Annotated in this window: 17 protein-coding genes; 2 read left to right on the top strand and 15 right to left on the bottom strand. The window is 49.7% G+C overall.

Features of this window, described 5'->3' with window-relative positions:
* Window positions 1-45: 45 nt before the first annotated feature.
* The 7 genes from thiL to acpS form a co-directional block, all read right to left on the bottom strand.
* Window positions 46-1005, bottom strand: coding sequence for a thiamine-phosphate kinase (gene thiL / locus KH813_RS02680; protein WP_303992894.1), 960 nt, complete (start codon window positions 1003-1005; stop codon window positions 46-48).
* Between the two features lie 97 nt (window positions 1006-1102).
* Window positions 1103-1666 (bottom strand): GerMN domain-containing protein, encoded by a 564-nt coding sequence (locus KH813_RS02675; RefSeq protein WP_303992892.1) that lies wholly within the window; start codon window positions 1664-1666, stop codon window positions 1103-1105.
* Window positions 1663-2700, bottom strand: a complete 1038-nt coding sequence (locus KH813_RS02670) for an N-acetylmuramoyl-L-alanine amidase (protein ID WP_303992889.1) — start codon at window positions 2698-2700, stop codon at window positions 1663-1665. Before KH813_RS02670 ends, KH813_RS02675 begins: the two co-directional genes overlap by 4 nt.
* A 96-nt stretch (window positions 2701-2796) precedes the next feature.
* Complete coding sequence (locus tag KH813_RS02665; RefSeq protein ID WP_303992886.1) at window positions 2797-3048, bottom strand: hypothetical protein; 252 nt, start codon at window positions 3046-3048, stop codon at window positions 2797-2799.
* Window positions 3023-3970 carry a ComEC/Rec2 family competence protein gene (locus tag KH813_RS02660; protein ID WP_303992884.1) on the bottom strand — a complete coding sequence of 316 codons (948 nt, stop codon included), beginning with the start codon at window positions 3968-3970 and terminating at the stop codon, window positions 3023-3025. The genes KH813_RS02665 and KH813_RS02660 overlap by 26 nt, the downstream gene beginning before the upstream one ends.
* Window positions 3967-5475: an NAD(P)H-hydrate dehydratase gene (locus KH813_RS02655; protein WP_303992881.1), complete on the bottom strand. Its 1509-nt coding sequence runs from the start codon at window positions 5473-5475 to the stop codon at window positions 3967-3969. The genes KH813_RS02660 and KH813_RS02655 overlap by 4 nt, the downstream gene beginning before the upstream one ends.
* The gene (acpS, locus tag KH813_RS02650) at window positions 5462-5854 is read right to left on the bottom strand and encodes a holo-ACP synthase (RefSeq protein WP_303992878.1); all 393 of its coding nucleotides are present in this window, start codon (window positions 5852-5854) and stop codon (window positions 5462-5464) included. The genes KH813_RS02655 and acpS overlap by 14 nt, the downstream gene beginning before the upstream one ends.
* Before the next feature lie 112 nt (window positions 5855-5966).
* On the opposite strand from acpS, the gene rpsT reads away from it, so the two are divergent.
* Window positions 5967-6245, top strand: a complete 279-nt coding sequence (gene rpsT / locus KH813_RS02645) for a 30S ribosomal protein S20 (protein WP_024049051.1) — start codon at window positions 5967-5969, stop codon at window positions 6243-6245.
* A gap of 53 nt (window positions 6246-6298) precedes the next feature.
* Here the strand turns inward: rpsT and KH813_RS02640 are convergent, their stop codons facing one another.
* From KH813_RS02640 to KH813_RS02620, 5 genes are all read right to left on the bottom strand, one after another.
* A complete protein-coding gene (locus KH813_RS02640; RefSeq protein ID WP_303992875.1) occupies window positions 6299-7624 on the bottom strand; it encodes a thymidine phosphorylase in 1326 nt (441 codons plus the stop codon).
* 65 nt (window positions 7625-7689) lie between these two features.
* Window positions 7690-8139, bottom strand: a complete 450-nt coding sequence (gene dut / locus KH813_RS02635) for a dUTP diphosphatase (protein ID WP_159821779.1) — start codon at window positions 8137-8139, stop codon at window positions 7690-7692.
* 6 nt (window positions 8140-8145) lie between these two features.
* Window positions 8146-10251, bottom strand: coding sequence for a polyribonucleotide nucleotidyltransferase (locus tag KH813_RS02630; RefSeq protein WP_303992871.1), 2106 nt, complete (start codon window positions 10249-10251; stop codon window positions 8146-8148).
* 51 nt (window positions 10252-10302) lie between these two features.
* Window positions 10303-11478 carry a cation diffusion facilitator family transporter gene (locus KH813_RS02625; RefSeq protein WP_303992868.1) on the bottom strand — a complete coding sequence of 392 codons (1176 nt, stop codon included), beginning with the start codon at window positions 11476-11478 and terminating at the stop codon, window positions 10303-10305.
* Between the two features lie 60 nt (window positions 11479-11538).
* Window positions 11539-11769 (bottom strand): YdbC family protein, encoded by a 231-nt coding sequence (locus KH813_RS02620; protein ID WP_303992866.1) that lies wholly within the window; start codon window positions 11767-11769, stop codon window positions 11539-11541.
* 161 nt (window positions 11770-11930) lie between these two features.
* Here KH813_RS02620 and KH813_RS02615 point away from each other — a divergent pair, with 161 nt between their 5' ends.
* A complete protein-coding gene (locus KH813_RS02615) occupies window positions 11931-13178 on the top strand; it encodes an MFS transporter (RefSeq protein WP_303992863.1) in 1248 nt (415 codons plus the stop codon).
* A 102-nt stretch (window positions 13179-13280) separates the two neighbouring features.
* Here KH813_RS02615 and KH813_RS02610 read toward each other — a convergent pair whose 3' ends face one another.
* The 3 genes from KH813_RS02610 to KH813_RS02600 all read right to left on the bottom strand — a co-directional run.
* Window positions 13281-14591 carry an S-layer homology domain-containing protein gene (locus tag KH813_RS02610; RefSeq protein ID WP_303992861.1) on the bottom strand — a complete coding sequence of 437 codons (1311 nt, stop codon included), beginning with the start codon at window positions 14589-14591 and terminating at the stop codon, window positions 13281-13283.
* 267 nt (window positions 14592-14858) lie between these two features.
* Window positions 14859-15653, bottom strand: coding sequence for an undecaprenyl-diphosphate phosphatase (locus KH813_RS02605; protein ID WP_303992858.1), 795 nt, complete (start codon window positions 15651-15653; stop codon window positions 14859-14861).
* A 24-nt stretch (window positions 15654-15677) separates the two neighbouring features.
* On the bottom strand, window positions 15678-15926 hold a 249-nt coding region (locus KH813_RS02600), incomplete at its 5' end, for an NUDIX hydrolase (RefSeq protein WP_369694428.1).

The raw sequence follows: 15926 nt of genomic DNA, 5'->3' as shown, positions 1-15926 counted from the left end.
GACGGGTTTCTTCCTGTCCCTTAGTGATAAATACCGCTTGCTGTTTCATATGCCTCCAAAATGATTATAGCCGGTGACTTGCAATGCGTGACACGTATCGCCATCGCATACAAATAAGCCGCTTCCTTTTGTAACGCGACCGATCTCATACATTCCTTGCGGTACGGTTGATCTCGCCGGCAGCGTGGCGACGAGTTCAAAGTCTTCACCGCCGTACCAAATCAGGTCTTTCGCACGGAGCGCATGCGGATCCGACTGTTGCGCTAAATCGCTTTGCCAGGTAAGCGCACTTTGTTCGACTTCGAAACGTACTTTTGATTGTTTTGCCATATCACCCAAAGCGAACGCGAGTCCGTCACTGATATCGTTCATCGCGGTCGCGCCAAGTTCCCGCAATAATTTTCCCTTTGTCAATTGCGGCCGCGGCGTATTTTGGAACGCGCGCAACGACGCCTCGATAGAGAGTCCGCGCGCAAGCAGATGATAGCCCAGCGCCGCGTATCCGGTAGGTCCCGTCAAAACAATTCGATCACCCGGCTGCGCACCGCTTCGCGTCACGGACTGACCGCACGGCACATAACCGAGCGCTGTCGCGGTAAGTGTCAGGCCGCGGCGCGAATGGACGGTGTCACCACCCAGTAGCAGTGCATCGTACGCGCGCAAACACTCTCCTAAGCCGCGATATAACGAAATCATATTTTCTTTTTGTGTCCCCTGCGGCAATGCTAACGCCACAACAATTCCCAAGGGCTGTGCCCCCATAGCCGCAAGATCACTCAAATTGACCGCTGCAAGCTTCCAGCCGAGCTCTTGAAACGTAATCGTCTGCGCCGAAAAATGAACATCTTCAGTAAGTGTGTCCGTCGTCACTACCAATTCCGTGTTCGGAGGAATAGCGACAACGGCAGCGTCATCATTCAACGGTACACGAACCGCTGCTCCTCGGGTAGGGCATAATGCTGCGATATCCCGAATCAGAGCAAACTCATCACGGATCGCTGTCATAGCATCGCCTCCTCATCTTATGCTATTGTAGCATACTCGCTCTGCCGCTTTGCCATGAACAAATTAAAAAGCCGCGAATATATTCGCGGCTTTTTAATTACTTGTTTTCGATCAATTGTTCATCCCGTTCCAATGGTTTTGTCAAATCCAAATGGCCCGTGATGGATTCAATCGGCTCGCCTTCGATGGTGAACTGTACGCGTTCAATTTCCGGGAAATTTGTCAAAGTATTAACGGTTTCATACACGATCAAAATTTCGCCTAATGAACCGCCCTGGTTATTTCTTACAGCCTGATTGAAATCCACGGTCGCAAGTTTCTTTTTCTGATCGACCTCGACTTTTTTGACTTTAGCATCTTTCGGCCAAATCGGATATTTCTGCTTGCGATCCGCGACCAACATTTCTTCTACCGCCCGGTTCGGAGTATATTGATCCGCCGGCACACTCACATTTACCGGCACGAGATGCTCTGCATCTTTACTGGGAATATAGGTGACCAGTGTTTTTTCGGTTGTTGCTACCTGCTGCGGCTGAGTTGTCTCCGCAGACTTTGTCGGAGATGCCGAAGGGGTGCAACCGGCGACCATCAAAATCATGCACAGTAGAAGTGTGCAGATTGACCATCTCTTTTGCAAAAAATGCAAGATTTTATTTGTCATGTAGAATACTCCTCAGCCCGTTTAAAGTATGTTTCCAATCCGTCTACAATACTCTGTGCCAATGCTTTTTGAACATTCGGCTTTTGTAATTCGGTACGTTCTCGAGGGTTTGAAATAAATCCGAGTTCCAATAATGTCGACGGCATGCTGCTGTTGCAAAGCACATAAAAGTTCGCTGTACGCACCCCGCGGTCGCCAAAATCGACGGCATCAATATTCGCTTCATGCAACGATTGCGCCAACAACCGACCATAGGGAGATCCTCCACAATAGTATGCGGTCATACCGTCAATATCCGGACGCACAAACGAATCGATATGAATACTGATAAATGCATCCGCCGCATGAGCTTCCGCCACATCCACGCGCGCCTGCAATTCCTCGTCAGCGTTGGCATGCGGTCGCGCCACATCGCGATCGGTCTCGCGCGTCAAGTATACTTTGGCGCCCTTTTCTTCCAACATCGGTTTCAAATAAATTGCAATCGGTAAAGTAATATTCTTTTCATATACATTTCCCTCACCGATAGCGCCTACATCCGTACCGCCGTGACCGGGATCAATAACGATCGTTTTCCCTTTTAATCCGGCGGTCGTTTTAAACGTAGGCACAGGAACATACTGCGGTACGTCAATCACCACTCGATATGGCTTATTATGCGTTTTGTCACGTTTCAAAGGAAATACTTTTACACTGTTTTTAGACAACCCTTGCGGGAATTGGAAAGACAAAACGGTATCTTTATTTTCCTGACTTACGTTAAGCTTCGACACCATCTTCGGATTCAATGCATAGGTACCGATCACTTTTTTGCCATTCGTCTTCGCCAGTGTTACTTTCAGATTTTTACCGTTCTTACTCAGCTCGGCATCTATACTCGGCAGACGATCCACATCCATGACTACACGGACAAACGGAACACGCGCATCATTACGGGTGACCCATCGCAGTTCTTCTACATGCGCCGCAAATGAAGGGGCTGTTTGAGAAAAAAGCAGTATACAGAAAAAGCAAAATAAAATCAGTTTTCGCACGGTCCACCTCCTCCAACCGGTTCAATGCTCTTATTATAGCATTTAAAACAGCGAATAAGATTAAACCGTTTTAAGAATGTATTTCATATTTCATGCTTATTTCGTTTTTCGAACGTGCGGCGGCAATTTTTCTCCCGCGGTATCCAACGTGCGACGCAACTGTTTGACTTCCATTGCAATATCGGTCGCGGCTTTCCGATCCGTCTGCAAAAGAAGTGTAACCACCTGATTTACATCCGCGCCCTCAGGCAACCAGGCACTCGGTAAACGGATTGTCGTTTCGTCCTCGGCTACCATTTCGGTCCATTTTGCCGTTTGACGATCAATGACGAGTCGGATCGGCTTCATTGTGTTCTCCTTCCACTGTATACGTGTTGCCGTCGGTACGAATAGTAATAGTTCCATTGCGATCCGTACGGTAAATGCGGATTCCCCGTTTTTGCAACCGTTCCAACACCGGTGCATGCGGTACTCCGTACGGATTTCCGCGACCGCTGGAAATTGTAGCTACTTGCGGGCGTACCGCGGCTAAAAAGGATTCCTTTGTGCCGGTCTTACTGCCGTGGTGACCGACTTTTAAAACAGTAGCTGCAAGTTTCTTGCCATGTGCCTGCAAAAGTTCATGTTCCTGTAGCTTTTCTGCATCGCCCGTAAAGAGCATCGTAAATTGATTTGCTACCAATTTCATGACTATCGAGTGGTTATTATAATCCGGCATCCCTTTTTTATACATTACATTTTCCGTCGGCCCGAGTACATCAAAGTACACGCCTGCGCCCAAATCAATCTGCATTCCCTGCGTAAGAACATAAGGACGCAAACCTTTTTTATCAAGCGTCTTCAAATACGTGCGGTAAATCGCATTCGTTTTAGTCAGACCGTCATCAAATACATACCGCACCGGTACGTGTTTCAATACTGCATAGGCGCCGCCTAAATGGTCACCGTCAGGGTGCGTAATGATCAGGTTTTCCACTTCTTTGACACCGTACCGATCCAAATATTGAGTAAGTGCCGAACGATGTTCGACATCTCCCGTATCGATCAACGTCCACTTGCCCTGCCATTCAATCAGAGTGGCATCTCCCTGTCCGATATCCAGACAGCGAATTACCAATTCCTTTGATTCCGTAAGCGATGAAAAAGGATTGGGAAATTTCCACTGTGTTTGCGGATCGGACGGCGCGCCGCCGGATGGAATCACATGCTGGCAACCCGTCAATAACACAATGAATGCAGTGACAATCAATGTAAATATACTTTTTCTCATTCCATGACCTGTTCTTTATAGATATAGGGTAAAGTATCTGCCACTTCAGTAGCTAAAAAGCCGTAACCGCATTGCTCCGCCAAACGATCCGCGGCAGCGCCGTGCCACCATATGCCAGTCGCAACCGCATCTGCCGGCGCTAAGCCCTGCGCTAAAAGAGCCGCAATAATTCCTGTCAATGCATCACCCGTGCCGGCCGTCGCCAATCCGGCATTGCCTGTTGTATTTATCGCTAACCTTGTGCCTTCAAACAATAATGTCGAGGCTCCTTTCAAAACAGCGACCGCTCCCGTAGCGGCGTGCAGTGCCTTCACATAACCGGGCCGATCATTCGCTATTTCTCGGTTCGTCACGTGCAATAACCGCGCCGCTTCGCCGAGGTGCGGAGTAATCACACATCGCGCAGGCAATCTGTATCCGGGATGCTGCGCCAGAGCATACAACCCGTCCGCATCACAAACAAACGGGCAGGGGATTTTCTCTGTCATAGCAACTCCCCAGTCGGTTGTTTCCTTGGCACGACCGATACCGCAACCGATAGCGATAGCATCATAACCGGATACGTCGATTTCCGTGTCCTTAAGGGTGAAAAAGTCGGTATTGCCGACCGGTTTTACCATTACCTCGGGAATATGGCCGATAACATTTCGTGCTGCGTTTTTCGGCATGAACAATGTGACTTTACCGACACCGGCTCGTAACGCCGCCTTCGCGCAAAGCAAAGCGGCTCCTTCCATACCGACACAGCCCGCGAAGATTGCAACATGCCCTTGCGTTCCTTTATGACTCAACGGTGTACGCCGCGGCCAGGTAATATTTTTCTCCGTAATAAGTACGGTCGATCCGACAAAATCCGTTTTTGTCATGGCTAAGTCAGCCACTTGAAGGTTACCTGCATAGATTCGTGCAGGATACATGCACAGCCCTTGCTTAGCGGCTCCGATCGTTATTGTCAAAGACGCTTTGATGGCACCGCCCATGATATTGCCAGTGTCAGCATTTACTCCTGTCGGCACATCGATTGCCACCACAGGGCAGGCCTGCTTCTTTGCCGTTGCATTGATTACTGCAACGGTTTCCAGCAGATTGGAGCGCAACGGTGCATTCAATCCGATCCCGATCAGTGCATCTACGATTCCATGCACTTCAGACATCATCGGTAATTGTCCGCCGGCAGCGAACGTAACTTGTCCGCCCGCGGCACAAAAACGTTCATAGTTGGTACGCGTGTCCGCAGTCATTTTTTGCGGGTCGCCGATATGAATGACGGTTACATGCATGCCCGCCGTTACCGCATAACGGGCTGCCACATAACCGTCGCCACCGTTATTACCGCTACCTGTAAAAATCACCCAGTGCGCACCGGTATGCGGCGCATATATTTTTTCGATCGTGTCCCAAACGGCTTTGCCCGCCTGTTCCATCAAATCAATCAACGGTCGCTGCTCGGACTCGCTCCATGCTTTTTCTAACGCCCGCATTTCCGCCGCATTAACGATTTGCATTCGCTTCTCCCAGTAAAGTAACTCCGGCGATAGCCATTTCTTTTTCATGACTGATGGAAACCGAGGCACTTATAATACCAAGGCTTTGCGCTTGCTCCGCGTACACACCGTGCCATTGCAGCATCGGTTGCCCCAGTTCATTCCACGAAATTTCCACATCCGTAAATTTACCTTTACGAAACCCGGTGGTGAGGGCCTTGACCGCGGCTTCTTTCGCGGCATAAATCCCCGCCAATGACGCCCATTGCATTTGCACACGGCCTTGCGCATGAGCCATTTCACCGACCGTAAAAACACGTTCCAAAAGCTGCGGATGTCGCTCACAGGCTTTTTGAATACGCGAAATTTTCACAATATCGTTACCAAAATAAATTTTCATTTCATTCCCATCCTATCGAATGCGTCTATTGCTTGCGCAACCGTTGTCAATATGATAAAATTTTAAGGTATGAAGGCATGGAAATCGAATATACATAAAGGAGGTGACACCATTGCCGCAAATCAAATCCAGCATTAAAAGCATGAAGACCGACGCTGAACGTCGTGCCCAGAATACTGCGACTAAATCTCGTATCCGTACGGCAACCAAACGTACCGTTGATGCGATCGCCGCTGGCGATGCCGAAGCCGCTCAAGCCGCGTTTAACAATGCGTCCAAATTGATCGACAAGGCAGCCTCCAAAGGTGTGATTCATAAAAACAATGCCGCTCGTAAAAAATCGGCGTTGCGCAACAAGCTGCAAGCACAAAACGACGCAGAAGCCAAGTAATAAAGATAAAAAAGCTACTTCGGTAGCTTTTTTTATTTTTATTACTTACTGCTTTATTCGCCCTGCCCAACCGACATATCATGGCTCAAAACTTCATAAATCAGCGGTAACTCGATTTTCTCCTGTTGCAATGTAAATGCCCGTTCCACTCGCTTTGCATACTGATCAAGGTCAGCATTTTTAGCGCCGTATAAACATGCTAATGGTTCATTCTTTTCGACATAGGCTCCCGGCTCCGCGCAAAGGCGGATCCCCACCTGTGAATCAATGCGATCGCCTTTCGCCCGACGACCGGCCCCCAGCGACAATGCCACTCCCGCCAAAGTTAACGCGTCGATGGCGGCAAGATAACCTGCTTGCGGCGCATGTACAGTGAGCGTATTGACCTTTTTCGTCAATGGTTCCTGACCGATCCAAGCTGTTTCGCCGCCTTGCGCCGCGATCCATTCCGTAAATTTTTGCAAACCCGAACCGTCGGCTATTGCTTGCCGTGCTTTCGTCAATCCTTCCACAAGCGTTCCAACAACACCCGCCGTCAGCAAAAGCGCTGCCGTCAGATGGAGTGACAATGTAACCAAGCGCTGGTTGCCGCCGCCGGAAAGAACTTCGACAGCTTCATCGACTTCGAGCGAATTACCGATAGCACTCCCAAGAGGCACATTCATATCCGTAACAAATGCCGTCATCTTGCGACCGGCGGCCTCCCCGATATCTACCATCAGCTGAGCTAATGCTTTGGCCTGTTTGCGATCATGCATGAATGCGGCCGCACCGCATTTGACATCGAGTACGATACCGTCCGCGCCCGCCGCAAGCTTTTTGCTCATAACCGATGACGCGATAAGAGGCATGCTTTCAACCGTTTCCGTGACGTCGCGCAGCGCGTAAAAAAGTCCATCCGCCGGCGCGAGTTCTTTACTTTGGCCGATAACCGCCAAACCGATCTCATCTACCTGATGGATAAACTCCTCTTCCGTGAGCTGCACTTGAAACCCGGGAATCGACTCCAATTTATCCAGCGTACCGCCGGTAAACCCCAGACCCCGGCCGGACATTTTGACTAAATGCGCACCGCATGCCGCCGCCAACGGTGCCACAATCAGCGTAGTGGTATCCGCCACACCGCCCGTGCTGTGCTTATCCACCAATGAATATCCTAAATTGTGGCCGGCAAATGTTTTGCCTGAATGCTCCATCGCCAATGTCAGATCGGTCGTTTCCTTTTTGGTAAGCCCTTGAAAATACACCGCCATTAACCAGGCGGCTATCTGATAATCGGGAACCTCACCCGCCGTGCAAGCTTGTACCCATTCCGTCAGTTCATCCGCGGTGGCCTGCTCTCCCAACCGCGCCTTACGAATCATTGCCAGTGCATCCATTGGTCCTCCTTGTGTAAATAAAAGCGGACTGCTTCGGCAGTCCGCTTTTATTTACGAAAATCACACTACTGACCGGTGCTGCCGATTCCTCCGGTGCGCACACCGGTTGCCTGATCATCCGCTACCAGCAGGTATTGCGAAAAGATCCCCTGCGCCACGCGGTCGCCTTTTTTCACCATGTAGGACTCTTCTCCCGCATTGTAAATGGCAATCATAATATGACCTTCATTTTCTTCATTGTTGTAATAGTCACTGTCGATGATGCCCGCGCCGTTAATCAGCAAGAGTTGATTACGAATCGAAATACCCGAGCGAATAAAAATAGCCAGGTACTCTCCCATTCCCATAAACGCCTTCAATCCGGTTGGCACTAATGTCACCTTCCCGGGTAACAGCTCCACATCGGCGGCGCTTTCAATATCATAGCCCGCGCTTTCCGTTGTTTTGCGTTCGGGTAGCGTAATCTCACGATCGGCATATTCGGTCACTACCTCAAAGCCGCGAATCGGTTGCACTCCGGTTCACTCCTTTGCCTTCGGACCGTTTTCATTTTCGTTCAACAGCGCTTTACGCGACAAGTTGATACGGCCCTGCTTATCAATTTCGGTTACTTTAACCATGATTTCATCGCCGACGTTGACGACGTCTTCAACTTTTTCGACACGTTCTTTCGCCAGCTGCGAAATATGAACCAAACCTTCTTTGCCCGGCAATACTTCTACAAACGCGCCAAATTTCATCAAGCGAGTAACCTTACCCAAGTACACTTCACCCGGTTTTACTTCTTTGACGAGTCGTTCGATCATTTCGACCGCTTTTTTACCGCCTTCACCGTCTACCGAAGCGATATAAACGGTACCGTCTTCTTCGATGTCGATCTTCACCCCGGTAGCATCAATGATGCCGTTGATCGTTTTGCCGCCCGGTCCGATGACGGTGCGGATCTGATCCACTTTGATCTGCATCGTGATGATGCGCGGTGCATACGGCGAAAGATCTTTGGCCGGTTCGGTAATACATTCGGCAATTTTGCCGAGGATGAAATGGCGTCCTTCATGTGCCTGCTGCAGCGCGGAAGCCAAAATCTCGCGAGACAAGCCGTCGACTTTAATATCCATCTGGATTGCGGTGACACCCTGTTCGGTACCGGCTACTTTAAAGTCCATATCGCCGAGGGCATCTTCCATCCCCTGAATATCCGTTAAAATCGCGTAATCTTCGCCGTCTTTGACAAGACCCATAGCGATGCCTGCGACCGGTGCTTTGATCGGTACACCCGCATTCATCAGAGACATCGTACTGCCGCAAACGCTTGCCATGGAAGAGGAACCGTTGGATTCCAAAATTTCCGAAACGACACGTAAGGCGTACGGAAATTCCGCTTCCGACGGAATCACCGGTACCAAAGCACGCTCCGCGAGTGCGCCGTGACCGATTTCACGGCGTCCCGGGCCACGCGTCGGACGTGTTTCACCGACACTGTAAGACGGGAAATTATATTGATGAATATAGCGTTTTTCCGTGCGTTCGGAAACGTCATCAATCGTCTGTTTTTCCGAAAGCGGCGCGAGCGTCGTCACCGTGAGCGCCTGGGTTTGGCCACGCGTAAACAGTGCCGAGCCGTGCGTGCGTGCGAGCAAACCGACTTCACAGGTAATCGGTCGGATCTCATTCAAGGCGCGTCCGTCCGGACGGATTTTATCGACGGAAATCATACGTCGTACGATACGTTTCGTCAACGCATCAAGTGCCATACCGACATCCGCCATCTGTTCCGGATAAGTATCTTCGAAATGCGCGCGCGCTTCTTCTTTGACTTCGTCCATATGCGCTTCACGCGTCTGCTTATCTTTGTCGAAAATCGCGTTTTTAAGGTTTTCCGCTGCGTAATCTTCCACCGCTTGGGCAATCGATTCATCGACTTTATGTACGTCGTAAACGAGCTTTTCTTTGCCCACTTTCGCGACCATTTCCTGCTGGAAAGCAACCAGTCGGCGAATTTCTTCATGACCGAACATAATCGCGTCCAAAACCGTTTCTTCAGGAATTTCCTGCGCGCCGCCTTCGACCATCAAAATCGCATCATCAGTACCGGCGACCGTAATCATCAAATCCGATTCTTCGCGCTGCTGCACCGTAGGATTGATGACAAAATCACCATTAACCCGACCTACCTTAACGCCGGCAATCGGACCGTCGAACGGAATGTTCGAGATGGAAAGCGCCGCCGAGGCGCCGAGCATCGCCGCCATTTCCGGTGCATTGTCCTGATCGACGGAAAGCACTGTCGCGACTACGTGCACATCGTTACGTACGCCCTTATCAAACAGCGGACGAATCGGGCGGTCAATCAAACGCGCGTTCAAAATCGCGGATTCACCGGGTCGACCTTCACGTTTTACAAATCCGCCGGGAATCTTCCCTACGGAATACAATTTCTCTTCATAATCTACCGTCAGCGGGAAAAAGTCCGTACCCTCGCGCGGTTTTTTGGAGCCGGTCGCAGTGACCAGCACAGCGGTATCCCCGTAGCGCACCATGACGGCACCGCTTGCCTGTTTGGCAAACTTGCCGGTTTCGATAACCAGCGGGCGTCCCGCCCATTCTGTTTTGAACACCTCGTTCATATTATTCCTCCTATTTTCCTTTATAATCCTTAACATTTCAATTATGATTTATCATCTGCGATTAGTCAAGTTTTCAGGCGTAATGTCCTCATCGCGCATGATTCTGCCGGTAACATAATGGCGATCCACCACAATTGACAACTTATATTCGGGATAACGAGCGTGAATCATCTGCCTTACCTGTCGATAAATGGTCTCGTCATCGTCGCGCGTGCCGTCTTCTACTGAAATATCAAAATGAACCGACCAGATATCGCCCTGTTGTGTCGCAAAAAAGTCATGGACATCCCAACGCGGATTCACCTGCGCGACCAATCGGCGCACATTATTTTCAACCGCCAGTGTCTCCGGATTGGAAATGTTGCGCGGATCCACGTGCACGAGTGACTGCGCCTTATACTTATCGCGTAAACGCCGCTCAATGGAATCCGCCACATGATGCGCTTCCAGTAAATTCATCCGGCTGTCGACTTCGATATGAATGCTTAAAAAGCGGAGCCCGGGCCCATAATCATGCACAATTAAATCGTGGGCACCTTCCACCCCCGGCATATTCGTCACGGCGGCCAATATCTCCTGTTCTTCAGCCAGGCTGATCCCCTTGCCTAAAAGCTTGTCTACGCCCATATAAAGAACTTTCATGCCTGTATATAAAAGCGCAAGCGATACCAATACGCCGGTATATTCATCAATTTGCCAACCGCCAATGTACTGCGCTCCGACGGCCAATAAAACGCCTGCCGTCATTAAGAAATCGCTGGCGGCATCCGCGGTAAGCGCGGCTAAAATGTCAGAGCCGCCGCGCGTTTTTAAGCGTCGAAAAAAAAGCACTAATCCCAATTGTACAATAAGTGACAACACCAACACTGCTATCAGAACCGGCTCTATGACAAGATACCGCGGATACATAATCCGATGCAATGCTTCCGCACCGACGCCAAATCCGGCCAGTAAAATGATAACGCCGATAACACTTGTCGCCACGTATTCGATGCGGGCCTGTCCGAACGGATGCTCGCGGTTAACAGGTTTGCCCATCATGTACAGCGACAGCGCAATCATAAAAGAACTGCCGATATCCGTAAGGTCATGCAGGCCGTCACCAATGACCGCGACCGATCCGAACCAGTAACCGAGGCCCATTTTGCCGCCGGAAAGCAATACTTTGATTACGGTATAGACCAGCAGCAGAAGGCCGATTTCTTTTCTATGCTGCGTATTTTCCATAGCGTCTCCTGGAATAGAAAGACGTCCTACCGAAGTAGAACGTCATGTGCATGTTACTCATTAAAACTCGTCAAAGTCTATTTCATTCAAAATGTCTTTCAGTTTTAACAGTTCTTCTTTTGTCAATGTCAAACCTTTGGTCATGGCGTTATATTCCGGCTCCCAGCTGCGCAAATCAAATTTTGCAGCGCGACCGTTCCAGCTTGTAAAAGTCAGTTGCTTTTTCCAACCGTCACGGTTAGTCGAAAGATCGCCAAGTACCTTTTCAATTTCAAAATTAATCGTAGCCATTTTATCACACTCCTATTTTTGCCAGTATTCTCACATTGATTACAATCATAGCATATGTAAATCACGCTTACAACTGCTTGCCGATTTCGCGCCGCTTATCCAAGCAAACGCCGATATGCTATCATAATGGGAGAAATCGTGTTGAACAAGGAGATTCTTTCATGCGCGCTTTGATTTATCGTACCTTCCCCGCGATGTCGGAAGTACACTTTCGTCGATTTTGGCTCAGCCAATGGATCGCTTTGATCGGTTTATGGATGCAACTTACCGCCCAACAATGGCTGGTCTACTCATTGACCGGTTCACCGCTGTTGCTCGGCCTTTTAGGCGTCGCGCAATTCGGTCCAATCATGCTCTTTTCATTACCGGCCGGTGTTTTGGTAGATCGCATCGCTAAACGCTCGCTCGTTCGTTTTACACAGGCGGCTTATTGCGCGCAGGCGCTCCTGCTCGCATTGCTCGTTTTCACCGGTTGGGTCAACTATTACAATGTATTATTTTTAGCTTTCTTATACGGTTGCATTCAAACCATCGACACTCCGGCGCGGCAATCGTATGTCGCGGAATTGGTACAACCGAAAAATCTGCGCAGCGCCATCAGCATGAACTCCGCCAACTTCAACGTCGCCCGCATGATCGGCCCGGCCATCGCCGCGGTAGTAATGGCTAAGTACGGCGCGGGATGGCTTTTTTTCGCCAACGCTGTTTTGATGATACCGGTGCTGTGGACGTACTGGAATTTGCCGATTGTCGGTGCGCCCAAAGCCAAGGAACGAGTCCAAACGCCATTGTCGGATATGCATGACGGCATTTCGTATGCGGCGCACAATATGCCTGTTTACAGCACGTTAATTGTCCTTTTCATCATTTCCACTTTTATTATGAATTATAATGTCATCGCGCCGGTATATGCGGATTTAATTTTGCACCGCGGGGTGACCGGATTCGGACTGATCACGTCAGCGATCGGCGTCGGTTCTTTCACCGCGGCCCTGCTTTCCGCTTCGCTCGCCGACGGCCGTCCCAGTCCGCGGCTTCTGTTCGGCAGCGCCTTAACGGCCACTTCATTGCTGTTTATTTTGGCCTTATTTGATTCGTTCTATTTGGCGCTTGGCATGTTCGCCGTGTTCGGTTTCTTCGTGTTGACCTTTTTAATCAGCGCCAATACATTGGTGCAAATGAACACGGAACTTGCCTATCGCGGCCGGATTTTATCACTGTATTCGCTGGTTTTCTTAGGCGCGACGCCGCCCGGCAACCTGTTAACCGGCTGGCTGATTGAATGGCTCGGCGTACGTTTCGGCATCATGACCTGCGCGCTGATCTCTTTCCTGTTGCTGATTCCGATCGGTCGTCATGTCTACCTGCGACTGCAAAAGGATCCCCATGCGTTTCAGGTAAATGCTTAAAACGTCAGCAAACCGAAACATTCACTGCGACGCGTAATGTTTTTTTCTCCATTTACGTAATAAAAAAAAGAGGCGTTAAACGCCTCTTTTTTTATTGCTTCATTAGAAGAAGTAGTTGAGTTCAACGCCCCACATGTTGTCGTCGAGACCCGCACCCGAAATCTCTTTAGCAAAGTCATCGTCAGCATCAACATCAATGTTAAATGCGTAGTAAGCGCTCAGCAGAACATTCTCTGCCGGTACGAAGCTAGCTTGCGCCTGCCAGTAGGTTGTTTTACCGGCGAAAGAGAGCTCCATCGGATCGCCGAGCGTCATGGTCGTGCCGCCTAAGTAAGCTCCCGGTTCAACGCTTACATAGTCAGCACCGATTTCGAAGGAACCGACTTTGCTCGTATCGGCAGCGCCGAAGAGTACTCCCGCGGTCCAGAGTTCCGGATCGTTGTCGACCTTCGTGTTGCGTACATAGTCGCCACGGAGCTGCAGCGCATCGTTGAACCGGTAGTTCAAGCCGGCGCCCCAGAATTCCAAGTCGTCTTTTATAAATACGGAATTACCACCTTGGTCTACGCCATCTTCAAGTTCAGCATCCGGCACGTTCAGGTAGAAAGCGGCAACGCCAAGACCATCCGTCAAGTCGGTCCCCGCCTGTACGAACCAAGCTTTCGGAGCTTTGTCATCAAAGGCATATTCTTTCACCTCATCGGTGAACGCTTTCATATAGCCGTAGCCGACTGCCAAATTGACGTTTTTACCGAAGTCAACTTCCACACCGTCGAAAGTATCATCATAGAATACGCCGGTCGCGCCGAGAGTCAGGTCGTAACGGCCTGCTTTCGCGCCGAAGTTGTCGTTGAAGCCGTGTTCGATATACAAGTTATCAAGAGTCAAGTCCGGATCTTCTGTGTCGCTGTCGAAACCGAAGTCGCCCGAGCTGATGAGTGCGGTTACCATGGTGTCTTCCGATACTTTCGCGTTAGCCTGCAGGCGAACACGCATATCGAAGTAATCATCGTCGCTTTCGTCCATGTAACGAACGCGAGCGTCACCGGTCAATTTTACGTTGCCGACGCGGTTTTCCAAGTTGGAAACGCGTACGCCGAGGCTGTTCAGTTCGTTCGCGAATTCGTCAGCCAAACGGTTCAATTGCGCTTGTTGTTCCGCGTTCAACTGATCCTGTTTCACCATCGCGCGAGCGACCATCTGCGCCATTTCATAACGGGTGATGTTCTGCTGGCCTTTGAATGTTCCGTCCGGGTAGCCTTCGACTACGCCTTCAGCGGCGAGTTGGGATACTGCCTGGTAAGCCCAGTCGTTCGGAGTTACATCCGAGAACGGATTCGGGGCCGCAAATGCTGTCGTTGCGCCGAGGACGCAAGCAGCTGCCAATACTGTTGCCAATTTTTTGTTCATCATTGACACTCTCCTTTTACAAAAATATGAATCCCATTGCTCTTTTTGTGCAGGAGAATCTTGGAATGCGAGTTGCCTGGTTTCCTCTATCCCGCGCTTCTCCCGTTAAACAAGTTAGAGCTCAACTTGCTTAAATTGTAATAATTATAGCATATATCCTTAAGAATTTGCTAGTATTTATCAGTTTTATTTTAATCGTTTGTCGCATAATTAAAATCACCGCCGGGAATATCTCTTGGCGGTGATTTTCTATGCCGGACTATTTCTTTATTAAAACCAAAAATACAAGCAGGTTACCACCGCGAGCACGAAGCGATAGTACGCGAACGAAGCTAAACTCGAATTATTCAAAAATTTCAGGAACCACAGCACCGATGCATAAGCAACGACGGCGGCCGTGACAAAACCCAACGCAAAAACACCGAAATCGCTCCAGTGTAAATACCGCCAAATTTTCAATAAATCATATGTGCATGCTACAAACATCAACGGCGCGGCCATGATGAACGAAAAATCCGCGGCCGCTTTACGGGAAACGCCGAGTAAAAGACCGCCGGAAATCGTCGAGCCGCTGCGCGAGAATCCGGGCCATAGAGCAAGGATTTGGAACACGCCGATCAGAACCGCCTGTTTTGTCGTAATGGCGTCGACATCGGCAGTACGCGTTCGAATATTGACGCGTTCCGCAAACAACATCAGGATGCCGCCCAAGATCAAACCGATAACGACTGTTTGCCAGCCGAATAAATACGTCTTAATAAAGTGATGCGTCAGGTAGCCGACCGCCATCGCCGGAAGCATCGCGCAAACCAGATTGTAGCAGGAAGTGCCGCGTTTTTTGAACCAGTTTTCGCGCCGCAACATCATTTTAAATTTATCCTTATAAATCAAAAGCACAGACAAAATAGCGCCCAATTGAATAAATACTTCAAAAACGCTTTCTTTAGTACCTGAAAACCCGATCATATCTCCGACAATAATCATATGTCCGGTGCTGGATACCGGAATATATTCGGTTAAACCTTCCACAATGCCGATGATTAACGCGGCCAAATATTCAGACATACTTGTTCCTCCTGCATGTAATTCTTAGATCAATAAACCTTGATGAAACAATTTGTTCAATACCGTTCGATCGGTCGGGAATGCCAGTTCCGGCAAATCTTGGTAGTGAAAATAACGCGCATCCGCCGCGTCATCCGCGGCTTGTAAATCTCCGCCCGTTACTTTGCAAATAAACCAGCAGCCGACACTGAGCGCAGCCGGCTGATGAAAGTTGGACTCGACTTCATAGATGCGCTCGACGGTAACGGTAAGTCCCGTTTCCTCCGCCATTTC

This window comes from Negativicoccus succinicivorans (assembly GCF_018373335.1).
Taxonomy (GTDB): Bacteria; Bacillota; Negativicutes; order Veillonellales; family Negativicoccaceae; genus Negativicoccus; species Negativicoccus succinicivorans_A.
This window is presented reverse-complemented; position numbering and strand designations above follow the sequence as displayed.